The sequence below is a fragment of the Achromobacter seleniivolatilans genome, from assembly GCF_030864005.1.
In the GTDB taxonomy this organism is placed as follows: domain Bacteria; phylum Pseudomonadota; class Gammaproteobacteria; order Burkholderiales; family Burkholderiaceae_B; genus Achromobacter; species Achromobacter seleniivolatilans.
Genome location: NZ_CP132976.1, coordinates 3729655 through 3751971, shown reverse-complemented (window position 1 = coordinate 3751971; position 22317 = coordinate 3729655). Strand labels below are relative to the sequence as shown.

19 protein-coding genes and 1 tRNA gene are annotated in these 22317 nt (G+C 60.9%); 14 read left to right on the top strand and 6 right to left on the bottom strand.

Annotated features, from left to right (window positions below; translation table 11 throughout):
* The first annotated feature begins 465 nt into the window (after positions 1-465).
* Positions 466-5535, top strand: coding sequence for an autotransporter outer membrane beta-barrel domain-containing protein (locus RAS12_RS16855; RefSeq protein WP_306937322.1), 5070 nt, complete (start codon positions 466-468; stop codon positions 5533-5535).
* A gap of 38 nt (positions 5536-5573) precedes the next feature.
* Here the strand turns inward: RAS12_RS16855 and RAS12_RS16850 are convergent, their stop codons facing one another.
* From RAS12_RS16850 to RAS12_RS16835, 4 genes are all read right to left on the bottom strand, one after another.
* A complete protein-coding gene (locus RAS12_RS16850; RefSeq protein ID WP_306937320.1) occupies positions 5574-6572 on the bottom strand; it encodes a fimbrial protein in 999 nt (332 codons plus the stop codon).
* 86 nt (positions 6573-6658) lie between these two features.
* Entirely contained in the window at positions 6659-9175 is a 2517-nt protein-coding gene (locus RAS12_RS16845) for a fimbria/pilus outer membrane usher protein (protein WP_306937319.1), read from the bottom strand.
* Between the two features lie 54 nt (positions 9176-9229).
* Complete coding sequence (locus RAS12_RS16840; protein WP_306937317.1) at positions 9230-9952, bottom strand: fimbrial biogenesis chaperone; 723 nt, start codon at positions 9950-9952, stop codon at positions 9230-9232.
* Positions 9953-10018: 66 nt separating this feature from the next.
* Positions 10019-10576: a fimbrial protein gene (locus RAS12_RS16835; protein ID WP_306937315.1), complete on the bottom strand. Its 558-nt coding sequence runs from the start codon at positions 10574-10576 to the stop codon at positions 10019-10021.
* A gap of 270 nt (positions 10577-10846) precedes the next feature.
* On the opposite strand from RAS12_RS16835, the gene RAS12_RS16830 reads away from it, so the two are divergent.
* Entirely contained in the window at positions 10847-11770 is a 924-nt protein-coding gene (locus RAS12_RS16830; RefSeq protein ID WP_306937313.1) for a fimbrial biogenesis chaperone, read from the top strand.
* Positions 11771-11947: 177 nt separating this feature from the next.
* On the opposite strand, the gene RAS12_RS16825 is transcribed toward RAS12_RS16830, so the two are convergent.
* Together RAS12_RS16825 and RAS12_RS16820 are read right to left on the bottom strand one after the other, a co-directional pair.
* Positions 11948-12023 (bottom strand) — tRNA-Gly (locus RAS12_RS16825).
* Between the two features lie 134 nt (positions 12024-12157).
* Positions 12158-12781 carry a cytochrome b gene (locus RAS12_RS16820; RefSeq protein ID WP_306937312.1) on the bottom strand — a complete coding sequence of 208 codons (624 nt, stop codon included), beginning with the start codon at positions 12779-12781 and terminating at the stop codon, positions 12158-12160.
* Between the two features lie 326 nt (positions 12782-13107).
* Here RAS12_RS16820 and gspG point away from each other — a divergent pair, with 326 nt between their 5' ends.
* The 12 genes from gspG to RAS12_RS16760 are packed head-to-tail and all read left to right on the top strand — an operon-like array spanning position 13108 to position 22305.
* Positions 13108-13536: a type II secretion system major pseudopilin GspG gene (gene gspG / locus RAS12_RS16815; RefSeq protein ID WP_306937310.1), complete on the top strand. Its 429-nt coding sequence runs from the start codon at positions 13108-13110 to the stop codon at positions 13534-13536.
* A complete protein-coding gene (locus tag RAS12_RS16810; RefSeq protein ID WP_371321204.1) occupies positions 13514-14005 on the top strand; it encodes a lytic transglycosylase domain-containing protein in 492 nt (163 codons plus the stop codon). The genes gspG and RAS12_RS16810 overlap by 23 nt, the downstream gene beginning before the upstream one ends.
* Before the next feature lies 1 nt (position 14006).
* Positions 14007-15200: a type II secretion system F family protein gene (locus tag RAS12_RS16805; RefSeq protein WP_306937308.1), complete on the top strand. Its 1194-nt coding sequence runs from the start codon at positions 14007-14009 to the stop codon at positions 15198-15200.
* A gap of 5 nt (positions 15201-15205) precedes the next feature.
* The gene (locus tag RAS12_RS16800; protein WP_306937307.1) at positions 15206-16846 is read left to right on the top strand and encodes a GspE/PulE family protein; all 1641 of its coding nucleotides are present in this window, start codon (positions 15206-15208) and stop codon (positions 16844-16846) included.
* A complete protein-coding gene (locus tag RAS12_RS16795) occupies positions 16827-17582 on the top strand; it encodes a hypothetical protein (RefSeq protein ID WP_306937305.1) in 756 nt (251 codons plus the stop codon). The genes RAS12_RS16800 and RAS12_RS16795 overlap by 20 nt, the downstream gene beginning before the upstream one ends.
* Entirely contained in the window at positions 17570-18100 is a 531-nt protein-coding gene (locus tag RAS12_RS16790; protein ID WP_306937304.1) for a hypothetical protein, read from the top strand. Before RAS12_RS16795 ends, RAS12_RS16790 begins: the two co-directional genes overlap by 13 nt.
* Positions 18097-18672: a hypothetical protein gene (locus RAS12_RS16785; protein WP_306937301.1), complete on the top strand. Its 576-nt coding sequence runs from the start codon at positions 18097-18099 to the stop codon at positions 18670-18672. The genes RAS12_RS16790 and RAS12_RS16785 overlap by 4 nt, the downstream gene beginning before the upstream one ends.
* The gene (locus RAS12_RS16780; RefSeq protein WP_306937300.1) at positions 18672-19124 is read left to right on the top strand and encodes a hypothetical protein; all 453 of its coding nucleotides are present in this window, start codon (positions 18672-18674) and stop codon (positions 19122-19124) included. The genes RAS12_RS16785 and RAS12_RS16780 overlap by 1 nt, the downstream gene beginning before the upstream one ends.
* A 54-nt stretch (positions 19125-19178) precedes the next feature.
* On the top strand, positions 19179-20993 hold the full coding sequence (locus RAS12_RS16775) for a secretin GspD/PilQ domain-containing protein (protein ID WP_306937298.1): 1815 nt from the start codon (positions 19179-19181) through the stop codon (positions 20991-20993).
* Between the two features lie 8 nt (positions 20994-21001).
* Positions 21002-21478: a type II secretion system protein gene (locus RAS12_RS16770; protein ID WP_306937297.1), complete on the top strand. Its 477-nt coding sequence runs from the start codon at positions 21002-21004 to the stop codon at positions 21476-21478.
* Positions 21453-21842 carry a type II secretion system protein gene (locus tag RAS12_RS16765; protein ID WP_306937296.1) on the top strand — a complete coding sequence of 130 codons (390 nt, stop codon included), beginning with the start codon at positions 21453-21455 and terminating at the stop codon, positions 21840-21842. Before RAS12_RS16770 ends, RAS12_RS16765 begins: the two co-directional genes overlap by 26 nt.
* On the top strand, positions 21829-22305 hold the full coding sequence (locus RAS12_RS16760; protein ID WP_306937295.1) for a type II secretion system protein: 477 nt from the start codon (positions 21829-21831) through the stop codon (positions 22303-22305). Before RAS12_RS16765 ends, RAS12_RS16760 begins: the two co-directional genes overlap by 14 nt.
* The last annotated feature ends 12 nt before the right edge of the window (positions 22306-22317 follow it).

The following is a 22317-nucleotide window of genomic DNA, read 5'->3' as shown; positions in this document are numbered from 1 at the left end:
TCGCGGGTTGAATTTGGCAAGCGAGGCGGAAGTATACCCAATTTTTTGAAAATTGCACGCAAGCGCGGCCGACACGCGCGTTTTCCTGCTGTCTGCCCGCGCGCCTGTGGCCCGCTTCGCGCTTGCCGCTTCTGCGCAACCTGGAGTTGAGGGCTGTGTGAATCAGATTTTTATTATTTGTTCACCGTCCCGGGGAAGGTAGCGTGTGGAAAAAAAAGGGGGGCTGATGCCGCCGCCTCTTACGCCGAACGCCGTCGTGCGAAATGCATGGCTCCCGGGAACGAGGATCTTGGCGCCTCTGCCCTTCTCAAGACCCCGCAACGGGTCTTTGCTTAAACAGCGGTAAAGACATTGATCACTCGAAATGGTGCGCAGACAGAAGTCTTGCGTCGTGGCGTCTGTCGTCCCTGTCCACCCATTGTGTGGACCTGCAACGTGCAGTTTCTTTGCCCTGAGTCACTCCTGATGCCGAAGGCACGCTTGCGTTCCCTTACGGCAGCAATTCGTCTTGCTCTTGCCTGGTTGTTATTGCCCAGTGCGGTGGCGGCTCAATCCTACGACCAGACGATAGACACGGATCAGAGCTCGACGGTGTTTCTGTCCAAACCGGGCACCACCGCGTTGATTGATACGGGCGTCAAGATCGCGCCGGCTTCAGGAGATGGGGTGGTAGTCAGATTTGGTGACTACTGGGAGATCACCAACCGCGGAACGATTCAGCCGGCAAGAGGCAATGGGATCTTTTTAGGAGGGAAGGATAACCGTGTTACCAACCTGCATGTCATCAGCGGTGGCAATCACGGTATTCAGGCGCCTAACGGCGGGACGGTGATCAACGGGCCTGTAGCGTCCATCTTTGGATATACGGGCCTTGCGGGTTCAGGGTCCCTGGCGCTGAACAACGCGGGCACGATCGAGGGCATCTACAACGGTGTCAATTTCTCAATATATGGTGACGAAATCTTCGCAAATATCGTCAACAGCGGCGCCATATTGGGCACGGGCGCAGGCATCTATCTGATCGGGGGCGGAGGCAATATTCGGAACCTGAATGGCGGGCGAATTTTCGCCGCGGGACCTGCAGGCGATGGCATATCAATGCTGGCTGGCGGCAACTCCATCACAAACGATGCGGGCGGAACCATTGAGGGTTCCCGCGTCGGTATTTCGGGTACCGATCTCAATACTCGAGTCAGCGTCATCAATTCTGGCGCTGTCGTTGGCGGCACAGGCGCCGGGGTCAGGTCCTTTGGCGGAGGACCCATTTCAAACCTTGCCGGCGGGAGCATTACGGGTTCCGGCGGAGTGGCCTATGTGCGCAGTTTGTATAGCGTGACCGATGTGCTTATCAACGGTGGCAATATTGCCGGCACCTACGATCGCTTTGTCGCGGGCAGTGGTTGGGACGCGGGCAACGGCACGGGCGTGTACGTCGGCGGCGCAAGCCAGCCAGGCGCAATCGTAAAAAACCTGGCAGGCGGTGTTGTCCAAGGCAGCGTGTACGGTATCTACAGCGGCGCTGCACGGTTTGCCGTCGATGCCGGCCCGGTCACCGTGAGCAACATGGGCACCATCCAGGGACACACGGGCATTTCGTTAAACGGCGCCAATGGCACGGTGATCAACCACGGCATCATCACGGGCAGCGGCGGCGCCGCTATCGAGTTCGATCAGAACGCGCCATACGCCAATTCATTGACGCTTGCCACCGGTTCGGTGCTTAACGGCAATGTGCAGGGCGGCGCCGGCACCAACGATCTGATCCTGCTGGGTATCAACAGCGAAGACCTCTCCAGGTTTCTCCAGATGCAGACCCTGTCGATGCAGGGCGAGGACTGGACTCTGACCGGCGATGGCGGCTTTGCGGCTCGCGCAACGGTTACCCGGGGCACGCTGCGAATCGATGGCAAATTGACGACGCCAATCACTACTGTTCAGCCGGGCGCGGAGCTGGCAGGCAGTGGCACGATCGCCGGCGATGTCGTGAACGCTGGCACGCTGGCTCCGGGCGGCTCAGGCAATCCGATCGGTACGCTGACGATCACCGGCGACCTTACGTTGGCCCAAGGTGCCGTCCTGGAGTATCAACTGGGCCAAGCCGAGAGGGCAGGTGGCGCATTGAATGATCTGATCAATGTCGGCGGCAACCTGACGCTGGACGGCACGCTGAATGTGTCGGTCGCGCCGGGCGGCACATACGGACCCGGCCTGTACCGGCTGCTCAATTACGACGGGGCTTTGACCAACAATGGTCTGGAGCTGGGCCGCATGCCTGAGGGCAGCGACAATACCTTGCTGACGACAATTCCAGGCCAGGTCAACCTGGTCAATCGCGCAGGGCTGCGTCTGACGTTTTGGGACGGCGACAGCGGTCCGAAGCACAACGGCGCGGTCGATGGCGGTGATGGGCGTTGGCACGGCGCGGCGAGTAATGACAATTGGACGAGCGTCAGCGGTGCCGTAAACGCTGCTTACGACAACGGCAGTTTTGCGACCTTTGCGGGCGTCCCGGGTGTCGTTGAGGTAGACAACAGCGGCGGCGGCATCGTGTCCTCGGGCATGCAGTTCGCCACTGACGGCTATCGGGTGCAAGGCGATCCGATCAGTTTGTCCTTGAGCAACAACATACTTCGAGTGGGTGATGGCTCGGCCGCTGGCGCACAGTTCCGCGCCACAATTGCCGCCCCGCTGGATGGGGCAGGCGGTATCGAAAAATCCGACCTGGGGACGCTGGTGCTGGAAGGCGCCAACGCCTACACCGGCAGCACGATCATTGCGGGCGGCGTCTTGCAAGCCGGGGCGGCGGACGTTTTTGCACAGAGCCACGATGTGGCCATCCACCGCGAGGGCACCTTGGACCTCAACGGTCATGACCAGACCGCCCGGCAATTGTCTGGCAGCGGATTGGTCCTTCTTGACGGCGCCACCCTGACCGCTGACAACGCGAGCTCTGCCCATAGCAGTGATTTCCAGGGTGTTTTCAGAGGCGCGGGGAGCTTGGTCAAGACTGGCGCCGGCATGCTGACGCTGGCGGGCAGCGAATCGCAAGTGGGGGCTGTCAATGTGCAGCAAGGCACGTTGCGGTTCGAGCATGGCGGGGCGTTTTCGATCACGGGCAATTACGTCACGCGGGCGGGCGCCAACACGGTGATCGGCGAAAAAGCGACCACGCTTTCGGTCGGAGGCAGCTTTGTCCAAGACAGCGGCGCCAGCCTGACCGTCACGCTTGGCGCATCCCCTGAAATTACCGCGCAGACTGCAACTCTGGATGGTCACCTTACCGTGACGGGGTTTGACGCCGGCAACCAGCCTGCGCGCGCAAGCGGCGTCCTGGGCCAGACCTACACGATGCTTAGCACTAGCGGCGGGATCAGCGGCGACTTCACCAGCAATTCCCTGCCTGACCTGGGTCCGGATTACTTGCCCGCCACGGGCGCCATTTCCGCTGACGGCAAGGACTACAACCTGGGCTTTCGTCTGGCCTGGACCGAGGGCGGGCAAGCCCTGGGCACAGGCACCTTCACCCTGGCAAAGAACACGGCGTTTGATGTGGACCTTGAACTGGGCGATCAGTCGGGCCCGTTCGCCAGCGATTGGGACGGCAGGAGTCTGGTTAAGGGAGGAGACGGCCTGCTGGTGCTTTCCAGTTCAGAGAACACCTATAGCGGCAGCACGTCCGTCAACGGCGGCACGCTCCAGGCAGGCACGGACAACGTCATTGCGCGCAGCAGCGATGTGATGATCAATTCAGGCGGAACATTCGATCTCAATGGCCATGACCAAACCGTCAACCGGCTTGCGGGCGCTGGCGAGATCGCTCTGGGTGACGCCCGGCTGACGGCCCGCAATGCCGCAGCCGAAGACAACTCGACGTTCAGCGGCCGCATCACCGGCCCCGGCAGCCTGACCAAGACAGGCGCGGGGACGCTGACGTTAAGCGGAGACACGGCATACCGTGGCGAAACTCATGTGCAAGGCGGTCAACTGGTGTTGGACGGCGTGCAAGGTGGCGCGCGCCTGCAAAGCGGCGTCACCGGCCAGCCCGGCAGCGAACTTGCGCTGAGAAATGGCGCGGTGCTGACCGGCACCGTCAATGTGCTGGATGTCAGCGTGGATGCGGCCAGCGCCTGGAACATGACGTCGAACCCGGCGGTCCGGCAGCTGCGCAACGCTGGCGCAATCGGGTTTGCGCAGCCGCCGTCGCCGATCTCTGCGGTCCGCACGTTGACCGTCAACGATCTGACCGGACAGGGCGGCATCATTAGTCTGTATGCGGGAATGGGCAAGGACGGCATGTCGGCTGATCATGTCGTGATTGATGGCGGCCAGGCAAGCGGGGTGTCGCGGTTGCAGATTCAGAACGCGGGTGGTCTGGGCGACCGGACCACAGGCGGCGGTATTCCGGTGGTTGTCACGGCCAACGGCGGCACAACCACCGCCGCGGCCTTTGAGCTGAGCGCTCCGGTCGTGGCCGGCCCCTATCGCTACAGCCTGCTGCGCGGCAGCAGCGAAGCGCCGGAAGACTGGTTCCTGGTCACGGGCGCAAGCGGCGGGGCAATCGACTATCGCGCCGAAACCTCCTTGTACAGCGCGCTGCCCACGCAGGCCTTGCGGTACGGCGATGCGGTAATGGGCAGCTTCCATGAGCGCCGTGGCGCCGGCGCTGACCTGGGGCTGGGCCAAGCCCGGCACGTATGGACGCGGGTCATGGGCCAGAATGACCGCAATCGCGGCGCCAGCAATGGCGTGCTGGGCCGCCGGGTGCGCGACGAAGCCAACATTGCCGCCTGGCAATTGGGCGGCGACCTCTATCTGGCGCCATCCGAAACGATGCAGACCCGGGTGGGTATGTACGGCGCAATAGGCCAAAGCCGCGGCACAGCCGATCACGTTGATGCTTGGGGGGGGCGCTCACGCGCCGGTACCAATAACTTCACCGGCTACAGCCTGGGGCTGTACCGGACCTGGCTGAACGGCCAGGGGAGCTACGTGGATGCGGTGGTCCAAGGCACCTACTACAACGTGAAGAGCCGTTCGGATACGGGCATGGCGTTGTCCACCAGCGGCTACGGGGCCTCGGCCTCGCTTGAGGCCGGGCGCCGCTACACGCTCGCGCCCGGCGTGCATCTGCAACCGCAGGCCCAAGTGACATACCAACATGTGAACCTGCGCAGCGCCTCGGATGCCGCCAGCCGCGTGAAATTCCCCAGCGTCGATACCGCAACACTGCGCGTGGGCGCACGCCTGTCCAAAGACCTGCAAGGCGGGGGGCGGGAGCCCGGTACGGCATGGAGCGGCATAGATGTGCTATATCGGGCGGGCAGCCGCACGCGAACGCGTTTCAGCACCTTGACCCAGGGCGACGAACAACTGAGCAATGATCTGCAAGGAACGTCCGTGCGCCTGCAAGCCGGAGTAGAAGGCCAGATACGTAGGAACGTGTCGCTCAATGCGCGTGTGGGCGTGGAGCGCGGGCTAAACGGTCCGGGCGTGACCAGCCTGAATGGGCAGGTCACGCTGCAGATCGCATTTTGAGCCGGTCCATTGCAAGACGGCGCCAGACATTGCCAGGCTCACTTGTAATAGATCTCCAACGTGGTTGCGGCGCTGAAATCACCTAGCTCGGCGGTATTGCTCATCCACACCAGTTGCGCCGTGAATGGCACAACGGTTGAATGAGCGCCAGGCGCTTTTACCAGTTCGAAGATGGAATTGAAGCCGGTTGGGATTTTGTTTGGTCCCCGGAATAATTTGATGCCGACGGATTTGTTGTTGGGAGGGACCAGGACCGTTGACTGAAAAACGGTGCCGGCCGTCGGTTTGAATGTAGCGTCAAGGCCATAGCCAGCACCGCAGGTGCGCGTAGCGGTAACCGTCAACGGCAGCTCTTTGATCGGTTTGTCGGGCTTCATGGCTGCGGCAGGGATTTGTCCAAAGTTCAGAACTCTGGGATTGATATTGATGGTTGAAGAGCAGCCTACGTGGCGTATCTTCAGTCCGGTCAAATACAGCCTGAGGTTCTTGTCATATATCGGATTCAGCCAATTTTCGCCATCGATCTGGGCGATAAAGTACTCGGGGGGGAAGGTGATTGGTCCACCTGGTTCCGTGCTTGGCGGGCTTTTTTTGGATAGAAATAAATTAAATCGGAGGGTGACGCGCCGCTGTTTATCTTTGCAACCCATAGGATCGTTGCAACCTGCAAAATCAGGAACGTCCAGCTTCACTTTGCACTCGTTCATCTGTGAGCAGCGCGTGTCTTTTCCGTTGATGCTTATTCCCAATTCGATATGCGGCCCAAGGAGCGGTCCGGTCGGATCGAAGGGGGTGAGGTAGAGATACACCGTTTCACGTTCCGCGACTTCAGATTGCCAGCACGAAAATGAGACGGCGAACTCGTCCGACCTCCATATCATCGATCCGTAGGGAAGATCGCTAGGTACGGCGACGGTTTGATTGACTTGCAGGTGATGCTCGAAGATGTCTCCGGCTTTCAGGCACGTTATTGCAAAGCTCCGTCCAGAAAACAGCAGCAGCATCGCCAGAATAATAAGGTTTGCAAACTTGTTCATTACGATTTCTTGAAAGGTCAGCTCTGACTACCTGGCTGCTTGGTTGATGAACGCCACCGCACGCGGATAGGCATGGCGCCGCTTGCCTACTCGCAAGCTACGGAAAGTCTGTCGTAGTAGCGGTCCGGCAATCGTTCTGGCAGGCTGTAATTCACCTGGCACAAGCCTTCTTGCCACCGCACGCTCAACTTGCCTGCATCCTGAGCCAGCAGCAGCAATGCTTGGCCGCTCTGATCGATCAAACCGACCTGCCGGGCGGCTTCATCTTCCACGGCAGCGCCGATGGGCAGCTTTCCGCCCGGCCAATGAAATCGCATTTGCACCCGCCGTCCTGACGTGCCTTTAAACGTTGCCGCGACTATCGCTCCACGCCTGGGCACAACCGTTTGAGTAATGGAGTCAAGCTCGGTGTCGGCGCCCATGCCGCTGACGTTCAATGCGATGGTGTTCATACGGTAAGGCTGCGCATTGGGATAGACGACATACGAGTTATATCCAACGGTGGGCAACCCCTCGCCGACACTGACGTCTTTCACGCCATCGACATGCACAAGCGCAAAGCTGTCGCCAACCTCTCGGGTCAGGTTGACGCCTCCGGCGTGTGCAACGATGGCGCCGGCCGCGCTCACGTTGTACGAATGGAAGTCGCGTCCGGTGCTAAATGATCCGCCCACTCGGGCCAACGGCAGCGCACTGCTCAGTCCGATCGAACCTGAGTTGTCGCCGTTTTCTCCGCGGCTGGCTTGCAGTGAGTAGTTGGTATGCTCCATCCCGGGCACATATCCGCTCAAGCCCGTGGTGCTGGCCGTTCCGCGGCTGCTTCTGGCGCCATTCATATACAGCGTTGGCGCGTAGCGATCACGGCCCAGCGGTATGGATAACGACAGCATGACGCGATTTTGGCTTTCGGATTTGCCATTCGTGTTGCGTACCTTAGATTGCTGAAAGTTGATGTTGTACGCAACGCGGCCCCAGTTGTTGCCATAACCTGCGCTGATGCTGGTGGAGTTCTGCGAGTTCCAGTAGTTCTCATGCGTGGAGTTAAGAAACACGCTGCCATACCGGGCATCCTTGCCCAAGGTTTGGTTGATCGTAAGGTCCAGGCGCGACCGCGAACGGTGGTCGCTCTGTTGCAGATTCCACCCGTCTTTTCGCGCTTGCACGTCATGGATGTGGTTCTCGAAGGTGCGAAACTTTTCTGTCGAATAGCGGTAGGCGGCCAGCGTGAATGTCGTGCTGGTTGCTGATAGCGTTTTAGAGTAAAGCGCACGCAGGCTCTGGCCCTTCAGCGTTTTCTTGGCCGCCTTGCTACGTGAATGCGTCAGGTCAAATGACAGCGCACCGATCGGGGTGTTGCCCCCGAAGCCCATGTTGATTGCCTGGTAACCGCTGGACGCCTGAACGCCGCCCACCAAGGACAGGTTTTCCGTCAAGCCATACACGCCCGAGACCGCGCCGAAAGTCGGCGTTGGCTGTTCGCTCGCCGTCGACTTGTACTGCCCGAGATCGGCGCTATACCGCAGCCGGCCGCGCTGTACCATCAACGGCAAGATGGAAAATGCCTGCCGAAAAATCTGCCGTCTGCCATCGGCTTCAATAACCGTGACGTCCATGTCGCCATTCGAGCCGTTCGGATAAATATCCGATATGGCGAACGGGCCAGGGGGCACGCTTACGGTAGTCAGCAGATAACCGTTCTGTCTGACCTCAACAGTGGCGTTGGTATCCGCCACGCCGCGGATGACAGGCGCAAAACCGCGTTCACTATCAGCCAGCATGGCTTCGTCAGAAGCCAGTTGGATACCGCGGAATCGCAGGCTGTTGAAGACGTCGGAGCCGCTATACAACTCCCCGGCCGAGAACTGGCTTTTCAAGCGCGTCACGTCATGCTGGGCAAACGTGCGATTGCTCATGAACTTTGTACTCGCGCCGTTTGACTGGGTCAGGTTCGATTCGTTGCGCAGCCGCCATCCGCCCAGATTCAGTCCATTTATCAGTCCCAGATATGAAGAACGGCTGGTCCTCCCGAGTGACGATGAAGCGAAGCTGTTCGCTCGATAATTGACAAAGCCCGCATTGACGCCGTGGTCCCACAGGCTCTCGTCAACAAAACCTCGGCGCCCGCGTTCCAAGAGCGCTTGCGGTATGTCGAAATGCATTTGCATCTGCGCAGCATCATAGAAAACGCGGGCATGTTCATCGAGCAGGTTCAGGTCAAAGCAAGGCCCAGCGCCTTGCTTTTCCATGGCATCCGTATAGGTCTTGACAATACCCAGACGAAGAATGAGGTCAGACGTAAGGCATGGTTTGGGCATGGAGCCGTCGGCCTTGATCAGTTGAACATCCTGCTTCCCAATGGCATCCCTGTTGATGAGAATGTCGAAGGGATAGGTGCCCGGAGGCAGGCCCCCTCCCGTATCCGAAAGCAGATTGCTCAATTCCACACTGGTGCCGCCGCGAAGCAGGCTGGCGTCGAACATTTGGGAAAATGAGTCCGCATCGGTTGCAAGCTGTTTGGCCGCACGGGCGTCAGCCATCAGCATGATCAGCACGCAACTGACATGCAGAATCAACCCTCGTAGACCAGAGATGGTACGAACCATGAAAACACCACAATGATGGCTAGAGCTTGCAGGCCCGGGGCGCTTTTCGTTCCCTCAACGAGGGAGGACTTTGCCTTGAGCAGGCTTGTCGCTGGATAGTTCGACGCGGTACTGCTCATGCGCCCCGAAGTCGTTTACCGAAGTAAATGAGATCGTGCTTTTTGCAGTCAGGCCGGATGCGGCGTCGCCTTTGGGCGCGACCGTTTGGGTTTGGCCGGGACCGAGTACAAACGAATCCGAGAGGGATTTTCCTTGGCTAGTGAGAGAAGCAATCGTCACGTGGAAAGCCGTTGGATTTGAGATGTGAAGCTGGCCGTTGGAGTAGCTCCAGGCAATATTCCGGGCGGCATCAAGTGCCTTGCCTGGAAGACCTGAAGGCCGGTAGAACACCTTGATGCGGTGTCGGACCGCAAGCTGCAAGATGCCGCTTTGCTGTGCCTTTTGAGGAATCTCTTGCACGTTTAACCAAAGCATCAACTCTTTGTTGGACGGGGCGCCCACGCCTTCGTACAAGATACGCACCCGTTGCTCACTGGCCGCCATGACCCGAACCAGCTGTGGTGTCAATGTGAAGTGCTTTGCGGCTTCTTCTTCATCGTGCGCCTCCAGCCAGGACTGAACGAGTATGTCGGCACCCATGTTCTGCACGCCGAAGGAAGCTTCATTTTTGCCGTCTTCGATGATCACGCGGGTGGTTTTCAGTGCAATGCTAGCGAGGGCGGATTGTGCCCCTAAGGACAGCATCGTTGCCACGCACCACAATACGATGCGAACCATAGTTTCCTAGCCTTAAAACGGTAGGCGGGCCGCGTGGCCCGCCTAGGGAAATAAAATCTGCTTGACTTAATCAGTTGTCAAAATGAAAGGCAGCGTTGCGTTAGCGATACCAGCGGTTGGATCGCCCGCGCCCTTTACATACGCTGCCCGGAAGCTGAGTTCGAAAGTGCCGCCGCCAGCCCCTACGCTTTGGGCGGCCGTCAGGAGCTTGCCGGTAGCCAAGTCGTAAGCGGTTAAGGAACCCATGGGGTAGACAGCAATGCCAACGTTTTGCGCGTAGCCGCCGCTAGGGTTGCCATTGTTGACACGCAGTACCTTATTGCTGTCGGTCAGTTGACTTCCGGGTGCTTGGAACTGCAGGTTCACCTCGGTCGCGTCCTTGTTCTCGCAGTGCACGGTGAACGTGGCACCCTCCGATGCGGAGCCCGAAAAAATAGGCGCGGCAGTCGTGCTGGTTTTTACGGTGCTTACAGTCACCGTTCCCATGTCGATCTTCACGGTGGTTGCATCGCCGGTCGGGCTGCTGACGTAACACGTTTGTGCAATGACGGTGCCTGTGAATTCGACGTTGCCGGCGCCTATGGTTGCCGCATTGGCGTTCGCCGCAGCCAAGGCCAATGTCAAGCCTGCGATTGCGGATATACGATGGGTCATGATGATTCTCACTAGTTGATTTAATACCGTAGAGCTCCGCCGCGTGCGTCTGTATTGGACGGCCGCATTATGAATAGTGGTTAGCGCAATAGCAGAGTTGGCGGACGGCACCGGAGCGGTGTGTATTCAAGCTGTTGATCAAGCGAAACAGCGTCAGGTCCGGCTGAGTGAAGATATCGGGTAGCCAATTCAATCAACATCAAATTTTTCTTATTTCTTGTCGATGCGCGTGCAGATAGAGTGTCTGACTACGTTGTTTTTCAACGATATTCCCGATTTCGCGAACGCCATGATGCCGATGGCATCACTTTGAACCACCCAATGATCACGATGTTTTTTCACTTGCCCGGTACGCGCGCCCCGGCCTGGTCTCACGCTGTGCGCTTTGCCAGGATTGCCTTTCGCACCGCTGGCCAGTTCTGCGCGTTTGCGGGACTTCGGGCGCTGCTGTTGCTGCTGGGAGCCGCAGGGCTGCCTCAACCTGCTTTCGCGCATCTGGATTTTGAAGGGATGAATCGATTCATCTTTCCTTCTGACGTGCAGCGGTTACCGGTGTTCATTACGAACCGCGGGCAAGATCCGACGCTACTGCAATCGACATTGGTGTGGGGGGATGGGCAGACGGCAGATCTGCCGCTTGCGTTGTCAAAGCCCCTGCAGGTTGTGCGGCCTGGGCAGAAGGGAGATATGGAAATCTTTTACGAAGGGCGGGGATTTCCTGACGACCGGGAAAGCTATTTGATGCTGAGTGTTCTGGACGTGCCCAAGCGGCCCCAGGAGGCCAATCTTGTGCAAATTGCCATTCAACATCACTTCAAGCTTTTTTTTCGGCCAGCGCTCAATATGACCACTGGCGAAGCGATCGCCAAGCTGACCTGGACTTTGCCGTCACAGGATTCCGCCGCGCTGTTGATCTCGAATCCGTCGCCTTACTACATCACGTTGAGTGACATAGCGCTGACTGATCAAGCGGGTCAGGCGTGCGGGACCATGATCGACCATGTCATGGTGGCGCCGTTTTCAGAGGCAGCCGTCACGGCTGCGGACTGTGGCAAGAAGATGAGTGGGGCGAGCTATCAGTACGTGAGTGATGACGGAACCCCGCGGGCCTATCGGGTCCGCCTGGAATTCGGCACAGCGAGCCCGGGAAGCCCCGCGATTTGAGATGCCGGGGGCAGGGGGTGGCCATGGTGCGGCAAGATGACTTTGCAAGAAGTCCGATTGGCCCAAACGAGCCGATTGGCCCAAACGAGCATCTGCGCTGGCGCTGAAATGAAAAAAGGGCCTAAAGGCCCTTGATTCAACGATGTGCAGCACCCAATAGTGCTCCACATCAAAATTTGGAGCGGGAGACGAGTCTCGAACTCGCGACCTCAACCTTGGCAAGGTTGCGCTCTACCAACTGAGCTACTCCCGCATTTCGTTGCGAATCCAGCGCCTGGATCTGACTGATCTTGGCTTGGATTTTTGCAAGCGAGGCAGAAGTATACCCAATTTTTAGAAAAATGCACGCGGGAGCTTGAAGACCCCTGCTTTTTGCCACGTTGATGCTCAAGACGCCAGCCCTCGTGAGGGCTGGTCCACGCTTGCCGGATGGGTCGTTCGCGTCTGCTCCGGCCGCCTGCGCCAGCCCATGCGCGCCAGGGTGCCATCGCGGACGACGAGGTGATGCCAGAGCGCGGCGGCCACATGCAAGGCCAGCAGACCATACAGCAGCCAACCCAGCACATCGTGGGCAAGCACCGACGCTGCGACAGTGCCGGAGTTCTCGCTTACCAGGCGCGGAAACTCTAGCGTCGTGAACGGCACCGGCACCGCGAGACCCTTGGCGTTAACGATGATCCATCCGATCAGGCATTCCGCCAGGACGAAACCATAGATTGCCAGGTGTACGGCGTGAGCACAGGTGTCTTGCACGCAGCGTGTGGCGCCTGGGGCGCGGCGCTGCGCTATCCGTACACCCGCACGGATCAGGGTGACCGCCAGTAACGCCATGCCGCAAGCAATGTGCGCAATCATCACCGCACGCATGCTCAGGGCGGTATAGGCCGTGATCAGATGGCGCAATTCGCCCGCCAGTATCAGGGCGATCATCAGGCTGGCGCTCAGCCAGTGCAGCGCGATCTGGCTGCGGGTATAGGCCGGGCTGGCCGGGGCGGCGGAGGCTGGATTCATGGGATTCCTTCTAGCGTGGCTTGGCCGCGCCGATAGGGCGTGACGCAAAGACAAAGAGGCGAGATTCAATCGCCGTGCACCGTCTCTCGCCAGCTTCCTCAACACATCTTTAAAACGTGTCCCGGCGCTGTTGATGATCTCTTTAGAAAGATTGAGGAGGCCCGGAGCGCGTGAAAGCATGCAGCCCTGCGTAGAGTCTTTCTGCGTTTGAAGGGCGCGGCGCAGCCTGCCCTGAAGTCCCGCTGTGGCACACGGTGCAGGTCTCTCTACACGCTTGACAACGGATTGCCGCAGGCCGGTGATCCCACCTACCGAAAACCGAAATCATGAAGACTCTTACCTTCCAACGCCGTCCTGGCTTGCAGCGGGGGTTCACCCTGCTGGAATTGCTGGTCGTTCTGCTGATCATTGCCTTGCTGGCGGGTTATGTCGGCCCCAAGCTGTTCTCCCAAGTTGACCGCGCCAAGGTGAAGGCGACGCAGGCGCAGATGAAAACGCTGGGCGACGCATTGACGCAATACAGGCTGGATGTGGGCAGCTACCCCAGCACTGAGCAGGGCTTGCAGGCCTTGGTCAAGCAGCCGCAAGGCGTGAGCAATTGGTACGGTCCTTACCTGGCCAAGGACGTGCCCGCCGACGCATGGGGACGCCCCTATCTGCTGAATGTGCCTGGCCGCAGCGCCGAAGCCGAAGTGGTGTCTTTTGGTGAAGAAGGCCGTGCGGGAGGCAGCGGTGAGCTGGTCTACGGCCTGTAAGGCCGTGCTGGCGGCCTGGGCCTGCCTGGCTTGCGCCGCTGCCCATGGCAACTGCTGGCGAGAAGCCGGCGGCCGCCATGGCGTTGATCCGTTGCTGCTTTATTCGATTGCCAAGGTCGAGTCATCACTGAATCCCAAAGCGGTCAATCACAACCGCAACGGCACCCAGGACATCGGCCTCATGCAGATCAACAGCATTCACCTGCCAGGGCTGGCGCAGCGCGGCATCACGCGGCAACAGTTGCTGGACGACCCTTGTTTATCGATTGAGGCGGGCGCAGAGATCCTGGCGGGTTTCATCAAACGCTTTGGCTATACGTGGCGCGCCGTGGGCGCCTATAACGCGGGCGGCGCGGACAATCGCGAAGACCTGCGCAAGCGATATGTCGGCCGAGTTTGGCAGCACTACCTGAAGTTGGCGCAGGTGCGTGAAGCGACGCGCCGCCAGGCGCAGTTGGTCCGGCAGTGACATGAACGCGTATCGGGTGAGTGTGCTCAGCCAGGGCGAGCTGCGGGTGCAGACGGTGCGTGCATCCAGCGAAAGTGCGGCGCGCGCGCAGATCGGCGATGCGCAGGGGATGGTGCTGGATGTGAAGCCGCTGGCGGAAAGCCGCCAGTTGAAAGCGGCGGGCAAGCGCGGGTTCTCGCTGGGCCTGCTATTGCAGGAACTATCCACGCTGCTGGAGGCCGGATTGGCCTTGATCGAAGCGCTTGAGGCATTGAGTGAGAAGGCGGGTCAGGGCAACAAAGCCCTTCAGTCGGCATTGGCGGGACTGTTGCGCGCGCTCTATCAAGGCCAGCCCTTGTCCAAGGCGATGCAGGCGCAGCCTGCGGTATTCCCCGCGCTGCTGGTGGCCACCGTTGCCTCGGCAGAAGGCAGTGGGCAATTGCCGGCAGTCCTCAAGCGCTATCAGTACTACGAGCTGCGCATCGAGAGCATTCGCAAGAAGGTAGTGGGCGCGCTGGTATACCCGCTGGTCGTCATTGCCGTGGGGTTTGCCATCCTGCTTTTCATGCTGTTTTTTGTGGTGCCGCGTTTTGCCGTGGTGTTCGAAAGCATGCGCGAATTGCCGGCTACCGCCGAGGCGATGTTGTGGTGGGCGCGGCTGGTGCAGTCGGACGGTGATCTATTGGGTGCGGGCATCGGCGCTGTGTTCGTTCTGGTGGCTTTGCTGTTGCGTACGCGGCAGGCAAAAAGCGCGTTGATGCGGCTGTTCTGGCGGCTGCCGAAATTGCGGGATGTGGGCAACCTGTTCGTGCTCGCCCGCTTCTATCGCACGGTTGGCTTGCTGATTGAAGGCGGGACGCCCGCTTTGCAGGCGTTGGAGCTGTCCGAGCGCATCTTGCCGCCAGCTTATGCAAGGCGGCTGGATCTGGCGCTGCAGGAGTTGCGCGCGGGACGCTCGGTGGCGGAGACGCTGGCGCGCCATGGTCTGACCACGGCGGTCGCCGAGCGCTTGCTGCGGGTGGGCGAACAGAGCGGAGACCTTGGCGGCATGTGTGAACGCATCGCGATGTTTCATGACGGCACGCTGGATCACGCGATCGAGGTCTTCGGAAAGGTATTCGAGCCTTTGCTGATGCTGGTGGTAGGCGGCCTGGTAGGCGCCATCGTGATCTTGCTTTACATGCCCATCTTTGAAATGGCTGGCAGCCTGGGGTAAGCGCAATGCGCGCAAACATCATTCATCAAGAGGATTCAGCGGTGGAAAACATGACGGTCGCGGGCGAGGCCTGGTGGCAGTGGCGCGAGCAGGCGACCGAGCAAAGCCTGTCGCTGGCCGACTATTTGAACGAAAGCCTGACGCGCCAGCCGCAGCTGTTGCCCGTGTTGTCGCAGGCGATGGGTATGACGGCCTTGGACGGGGATCAGGTCCGCCGCGCCGTCCCGCGCTTTGACGCGTTGCCGCTGACCGAGGCCATGAATTGCCGCGCGGCGCCCCTGGATGTGGACGGCGAGTTGTTGCTGGCCATGTCTGACCCGTTCTCGCGCACCGCGCGCCTGAAGTTGCAGGCAATGCTGGCAGGCCGCCGGGTGCGTTTTGCCCTGTGCCCGGCGGGCGTGGTGGATGAATGGTTGAAACAGGCCGAGGCCAATGAGCGCGTGCTGGACGGCGTGGCCGTGGACATGGCGGACGACACCTTGGCCAAGGCGGTCGAGTCGATTTCGCTGGCCTCGCTGGCCAAGGACGAAAGCCCCGTCATCCGGCTGGTCAACATGACGCTCTATGACGGTCTTCAAAGCCGCGCCAGCGACATACACCTGGAGTCCGACGAGAAAGGCCTGTTGATCCGCTACCGCATCGACGGGGTGATGTTGCGCATCCGGCAAGTGCCGGGACAGGTGACTGCCAACCAGGTGATGTCGCGCTTGAAAGTGCTGTCCAGCCTGGACATAGCCGAAAAGCGCGTGCCGCAGGACGGCCGGTTCAAGGTGGTGCTTCAGGGCAGGGAGGTCGATTTTCGCGTGTCGATCATGCCGGGAAACTACGGCGAGAACGCGGTGCTGCGCTTACTGGACCGGTCGCAGCGCGGCGGCACGCTCAGTCTGGATACGCTGGGATTTCCCGCCGACACCGCACGCCGCATACGCGCGCTGACGCAATTGCCGTATGGGCTGACGCTGATCACGGGTCCGACAGGCAGCGGCAAGTCCACCACGCTGTACGGCGCCTTGGCCGAATTGAATACTGGCGAAGAAAAACTGATCACCATCGAGGACCCGGTGGAGTATGAAATGGCCGGCATCCTGCAGATTCCGGTCAACGACAAGAAAGGGCTGACCTTCGCGCGGGGCCTGCGGTCGATCCTGCGCCATGACCCCGACACGATACTGGTGGGCGAAATCCGAGACGCTGAAACCGCCGCCATCGCGGTGCAGTCGGCGTTGACGGGGCACCGCGTGTTGTCGTCGGTGCATGCCAACGACGCGTTCAGCGTGATTGACCGTTTTCTGTACATGAGCGTCGAAGCCGCCACTTTTCTTGAGTCGCTCAACGGCGTGGTGTCGCAGCGGCTGGTTCGGCGCCTGTGCCCGCATTGCTCGCCTGCGCGGGATCGCGTGACGCAGGCTGGACCCGGATGCGAGGCCTGCCGCCACACCGGTTTTCTGGGCCGCATCGCGCTGGCGGAAGTGTTGCGCCTGGACAGCCGCATGAAGACGGCCCTGCTGGACAGGTCGCCCGAGCGCCGCCAGGAGGCGCTGGCGCATTGCGCCGACTATCAATCCCTGCGCGATGCCGCGCACGACGCCGTGGGTAGCGGCTTGACCACACATCAGGAGGTCTGCCGTGCAGTCGCTATGGAATGAGCAAGCGGTATTGATCGACGCGGATAACGTGACATTGCTGTCGCCTGAACGCGCGGCTGCCGCACGCCTGTCGTGCCGGCATGAGGGGAACCCTGCTGCAGCGGTGACGGCCCTGCTGGGAACCCTTAGCCTGCGCAGGCCGCAGTGGCGCAACCGTCTGCACGTCTGGCTGGGTTATCCGTGGGCGCATGCGCAGTTCTTGCCGTGGCAGGCGAACCTGCCCGTAGGCGCCGACCATTGGCGCGCCTATGCGCAGGCCCTGTTGCGCGAACGTGGCATCACCGCGGAACTTCGGATGCGTCTGAGTCCCGCGCGCCACGGCCGCGCCAGGCTGGCGTTTGCCGCCGACGCTACGCTGCTGGACACGCTGGAGCGCCAATTGCGCGAACAAGGATGGCGTCTGGGCGCATGCCGCGATCTGTTGTCCGCCACCCTGCTGCGCTATGGCCGGCGCGTGCGTGGTCCGGCTGGCGGGCTGGTGTTGGCCGAGCCTACGGCAATGACCTGCCTGTGGCATTCCGCACAGGGCTGGGATGACCTGGTAACGCTGGAAACTCCGCCGTGTCAATCGGCCGACGCGGCAATAGCCGCCGCCGAGGCGCTCTGCGGCAGACCTGCAACGCTCGCCTATGGCTGGGCTTCGGCGTGCAGCCAGCAACAGTTACCGCCGCCGCCGCAAGCGCAGTGGCTGGGTTTTCCACATCCGATGTTGGCGGTCAGATCGTGCGCCGTTTGAATTTCCACACACCGGATTTCGCCAAGCGCCAGGGGGTAAGCGTGTGGGCCATGCTCGCCGTCGGCCTGCTGCTCGCCGCCTGCCTGTTGAGCGCCTGGCGGCAATGGGGGCTGCTGGACTTGAGGGCGCAGGTGAATGCGTTGGAGGATCGTCTGGCCGAACAGCGCATGATGCAGGAGCGCGCATTGCGGCGCGTGCAGGCGCAATCGCCCGAAGAACGCAAGGTGCAAGCGCTGGTATTGGCGCAGAACACACAGGACCGTTTGCGTCCGGAGCTGTTGCACGCTATTGAGCAGGCTTGGTCGCCCCGGCTTGCCATCATGAGTCTGAAGCTGGAAGGCGCGGGGCAGGCCGCGAATCTGGAGATGTTGACCGCCGATCTGAAAGAGGTCTTTGCGTTCGTGGCGCGGCTAAACATTGAAGATAGCGGCGTGCGCGCGATGGTGCTGAGGCACAGCATCAGATCGGGGGACCCCAACCTGGCCACGCTGGCCAATGTCAAGGTGGAGAAGCGATGACACGGCCCTGGATGGCGGCCCTGCGCCGCTTGCGCGCTGAGGACCAGGCGTCCTGGCGGACGCGCTTGCGTTGGCATGTTCAGCACTACGTGGAATTGCTGGGCCGTGGCGGCGTGTTGGCGCTGGCGGCGTCCCTGATCGTGTTGGTGCATTGCGCGCTTGCGCTATGGCCGGAAAAGGATGAGCTGCTGCGCCGGCGTGTGGAACTGATCGCCGAACTGCATGCTTGCAGCCCATCTTTGGGCTCACCGGGCGCCGACATGGACACGCTGCGGGCGCAAATGCGTGTGGACCCGGATCAGCGCAAGCTGGCGGTGATGGAGCAGTTGCAGCTTTCCGGCCTGTTGCTGGTCGACATCCAGTATCTGGGAGAGGAAGCCGTGCAGGGCCGATTGCGGCGCACGGCTGTGGATATTTCTGCCGTGGGGTCCTATCAGGATCTGACCGCGGCTTTGCGCGAACTGACGGAAGAACCCTTGTTGCGCCTGGAGGCATTGGCGCTGGACAGACAGCAGCCCGAGAACATGCTGGTCAACATCAAGATGCGGCTAAGCATGCTGGGAGTTGTGTGATGACGTTTCGCATCTTGATCTTTCTGGCGTCATGGGCGTTGGCCGCTACAGCCGCAGCGTCGTCCACTGAACCCCGCGTGGACCTGTTTCCGTCCCAAAGCTGGAATTCGCTGCGAATGATGCTCACGGCGCAAGACGGCGGGCTGCCGGCGCAACCGGATTCGGCAGACCTGCCGACCACGGTGGCGACAGAGACGAAGGCGGAAACCGCGTTGCCGTTGCCGTTTCAGGCGGTGGGCGTATGGGTCGAGGCGGGTCAGCGCGTGGCCGTGCTGGAACGCCAGGGCCAAACCTTTCTGCTGTGCCAGCGTTGCCGCATTGGGACCGCGTTGCGGCCCGGGGCTCCGCTGATGGACGGCTACCAATTCAAGGAGCTGGCGCCAAAGAGCGCTGTGCTGCTCGACCCCCAGGGTCGGAAACTGAACATCGATCTGGCGCTGCCAGCGCAGTAGGCGCGTGCCCTGGCGGGCGCGGCCGGCTGCCGATTCAATTAAGGATGGTGAATCATGTACTACAAACCTGCCATGTTGGCGGTGACTATGAGCCTGCTGCTGGGCGGCTGCGCGGCGCCCGATGCACTCAAGAGAGCCTTGGGCGGCAAGCCGCCGCCAACGGCCGCCGAGCGTCTGGACGCGAACAAGGCGCGCCAGGCGCTGGCGCCAGACGATATCGAGATTAATAAAAGCGTGGTCAACGACGGTGTGGCGGTGGCGCGGGAGGTCCTGCAACGCGTGCGCGTGAAGATGGATAGCGGCGAGGAACAGGCGGCGCTAGACGACTTGCAGGCCTTGTTGGCCATCCAGCCGGGAAACATGCGAGCCCAGCAGCTCAAGGCGCAGCTGGAACAGCGGGTGCACCTGAAGCACGAGCTTGCGCTGGCGGAGAGCCTTCAGGACGATCATCCGGCCGAGGCCTTGTACAAGGTCAACCGCATTCTGCAAGAGCAGCCGGGATTCACGCAGGCCGAAACGCTGCGCAGCGCCTTGCAGCGCCGTGCCGCGGGCCGGAGCGCGGCGCGGCCGCGTCTGGCGGACGCCATGCGCAAACCCGTCACGCTGAATTTCAAGTCACAACCCATCGTGCAGATTCTTGACGCGATTTCGCAAGCGGCGGGGGTGGATTTTGTGCTGGACCCCGAGGTGCAGACCACGCTGCCAGCCAGCATCATGGCGCGGCAGACCACAGCCGAAGACGCGATCAATGTGCTGTTGCGCACGCATCAGCTGGAAAAGAAAGTGCTGGATCAACACAGCCTGCTGATTTATCCGGCGCGCGCCGACAAGGAAAAGGAATATCGCGAACTGATGGTGCGCGTGTTTTATCTGAATCAAGCCAACGCCAGCACCGTGCTGGCTGCGCTGCGGCAGATCAGCGCGCCCAAGAATGTGCATCTGGACGAGCGGACCAACGCGGTGCTGGTGCGCGACACGCCGGAGGTGCTGGCCGTGGCCGAACGGGTGGTGACCGCGCTGGACATCGCCCAATCGGAAGTCACCATGGATGTGCAGGTGCTGGAAGTCAACGCCAGTGATGAACTGGAAGTGGGAGTGGACTATCCCAGCGATCTGCGGTTTTCGATCCTGCCGCAGGGCGAGAGCGGCCGGGTCACCGTGGGCGACCTTCTGAATCTCAATCAAGGAAAAATTGGCGTGGGCAGCCGCAACGATCTGTCGGCAGCTTTAAACCTGTTGCAAAAGCGTGGCAAGACCAAGGTGCTGGCCAATCCGAAGATCCGCGTGCGGAACCTGGAAAAGGCCAGCATCAAGATCGGCGAAAAAGTGCCCGTGGTGACGACGACCAATGCCAATGGCGTGGTGACGGAATCCGTCAACTATCAGGATGTTGGCCTGATCTTGCAGGTGGAGCCCCGTGTCAGCCTGAACAACGAAGTGAGCGTCAAGGTCAGCATGGAAGTCAGCAACATCAAGGGCGAGGTCAAGACGGCGGGCGGCGGTATCGTCTATCCGATGAGCACGCGCAATGCCGAAACCGTGATGACCGCACGCGACGGTGAAACACAGGTGCTGGCCGGACTGGTCAATCAGCAGCAGACGCGCAGCAGCAGCGGCCTGCCGGGCCTGAGCGTGATGGGATGGCTGGGCAGTCTGTTTGGCGGGCAGAAGAAGACCGATCAGAACACCGAGATCGTTTTGCTGCTGACGCCGCATATCGAGCGCTCCATGGCCTTGCCATCGGCCGCCGATAGCTATTTTTCGTCAGGTACTGAATCGCGCGTCACGGTAATGCCCATGACGATGCAGACGCCTGCCGCCGCGCCCGCGCCCGCGCTGGATGCCGCGCTGGCCAAACCGCCGTACTGAGGCCCGTCATGCGCAAGCAATCGGGTTTCACGCTGATCGAGATGATGGCTGCTCTGACGCTGTTGGCCTTGCTGCTGAGTGTGGCGCTGCCGTTTTCCGGCTTGGTCAAGCGGCGAGCGCAAGAGCAGGAATTGCGGCACAGCCTGCAATTGATCCGCCACGCGATCGATGCGTATTACCAGGCCAGCATCGAAGGCCGGATCGACAAGTCGCTGGACCGCAGCGGATATCCGCCCGATCTGGACAGCCTGGTCAAGGGCGCTCAGGACAAGACCAATCCAAACGGCGGCAAGTTGTATTTCCTGCGCAGGCTGCCGGCCGATCCGATGTGCGAACGTTGTGAAGGGCGCGCCGCAGCGGATACCTGGGACACGCGCAGCTATGACAGTTCGGCGGATTCGTTTTCTTCTGGCCGGGACGTGTTTGACGTGCGTTCAAAAAGTCTTCGAGAGGGCATCAATGGCACGCGATACAAGGAATGGTAAGCGCGGTTGCGCCGGCTTTACCTTGATTGAACTGATGGCTGTCATGGCTATTGTGGGTGCGCTGATGTCGCTGGTTGCGCCGTCGTTCTTTAAAAGCAACGACCGGGCGCGCGAAACGGTGCTGCGCCACAACCTGGTGGCGATCCGCCACGCCATCGACGACTACCGCGCGGACCACGGCGGCAACCCGGACACGCTGGAAATCCTGGTGTCCGCGCGCTACCTGCGCGAGATGCCGCTGGACCCGGTGACGGGACGGCGCGATAGCTGGAAGGCGATGGCGGGTGAGGCCGGTGGCGTCAATGACGTTATCAGCGGGGCCAAGGGCAAGGGCCTGGATGGTCAGGACTATGCAAGCTGGTAGCGGCAGGCCCAGAGCCCGTCAGACGGGCGTCGCCTATCTGACGGTGCTGATGCTGGTGCTGGCGGTGGCAACCGGGCTATCGGCAATGGCCAGACCATGGGCCTTGCAGATGCAGCGCCAACAGGAATCAGAGCTGCTGTTTGCCGGGCAGCAATTCCAGCGGGCGCTGGCGTCTTATTACCGGTCCGGCACGGCGCCCGCCTACCCCAAGACGCTGGAGGCCTTGCTGAAGGATGACCGCGTGTCGTTCACTCGCCGGCATCTTCGCCGCATCTATGTGGACCCGATCACCGGGACCCGGGAGTGGGGCATCGTCAAATCGCCGGACGGCGGAATCATGGGGGTGTACAGCCTGTCGGAAAAAGCGCCGGTCAAGCAGGATGGTTTTCCAGGGGGCGTGGGAGACATGGCAGGGAAAGGCAGCTATCAGGATTGGAAGTTTGTGTTCATGGATAGGCCTTGATGGTCGGGGCTC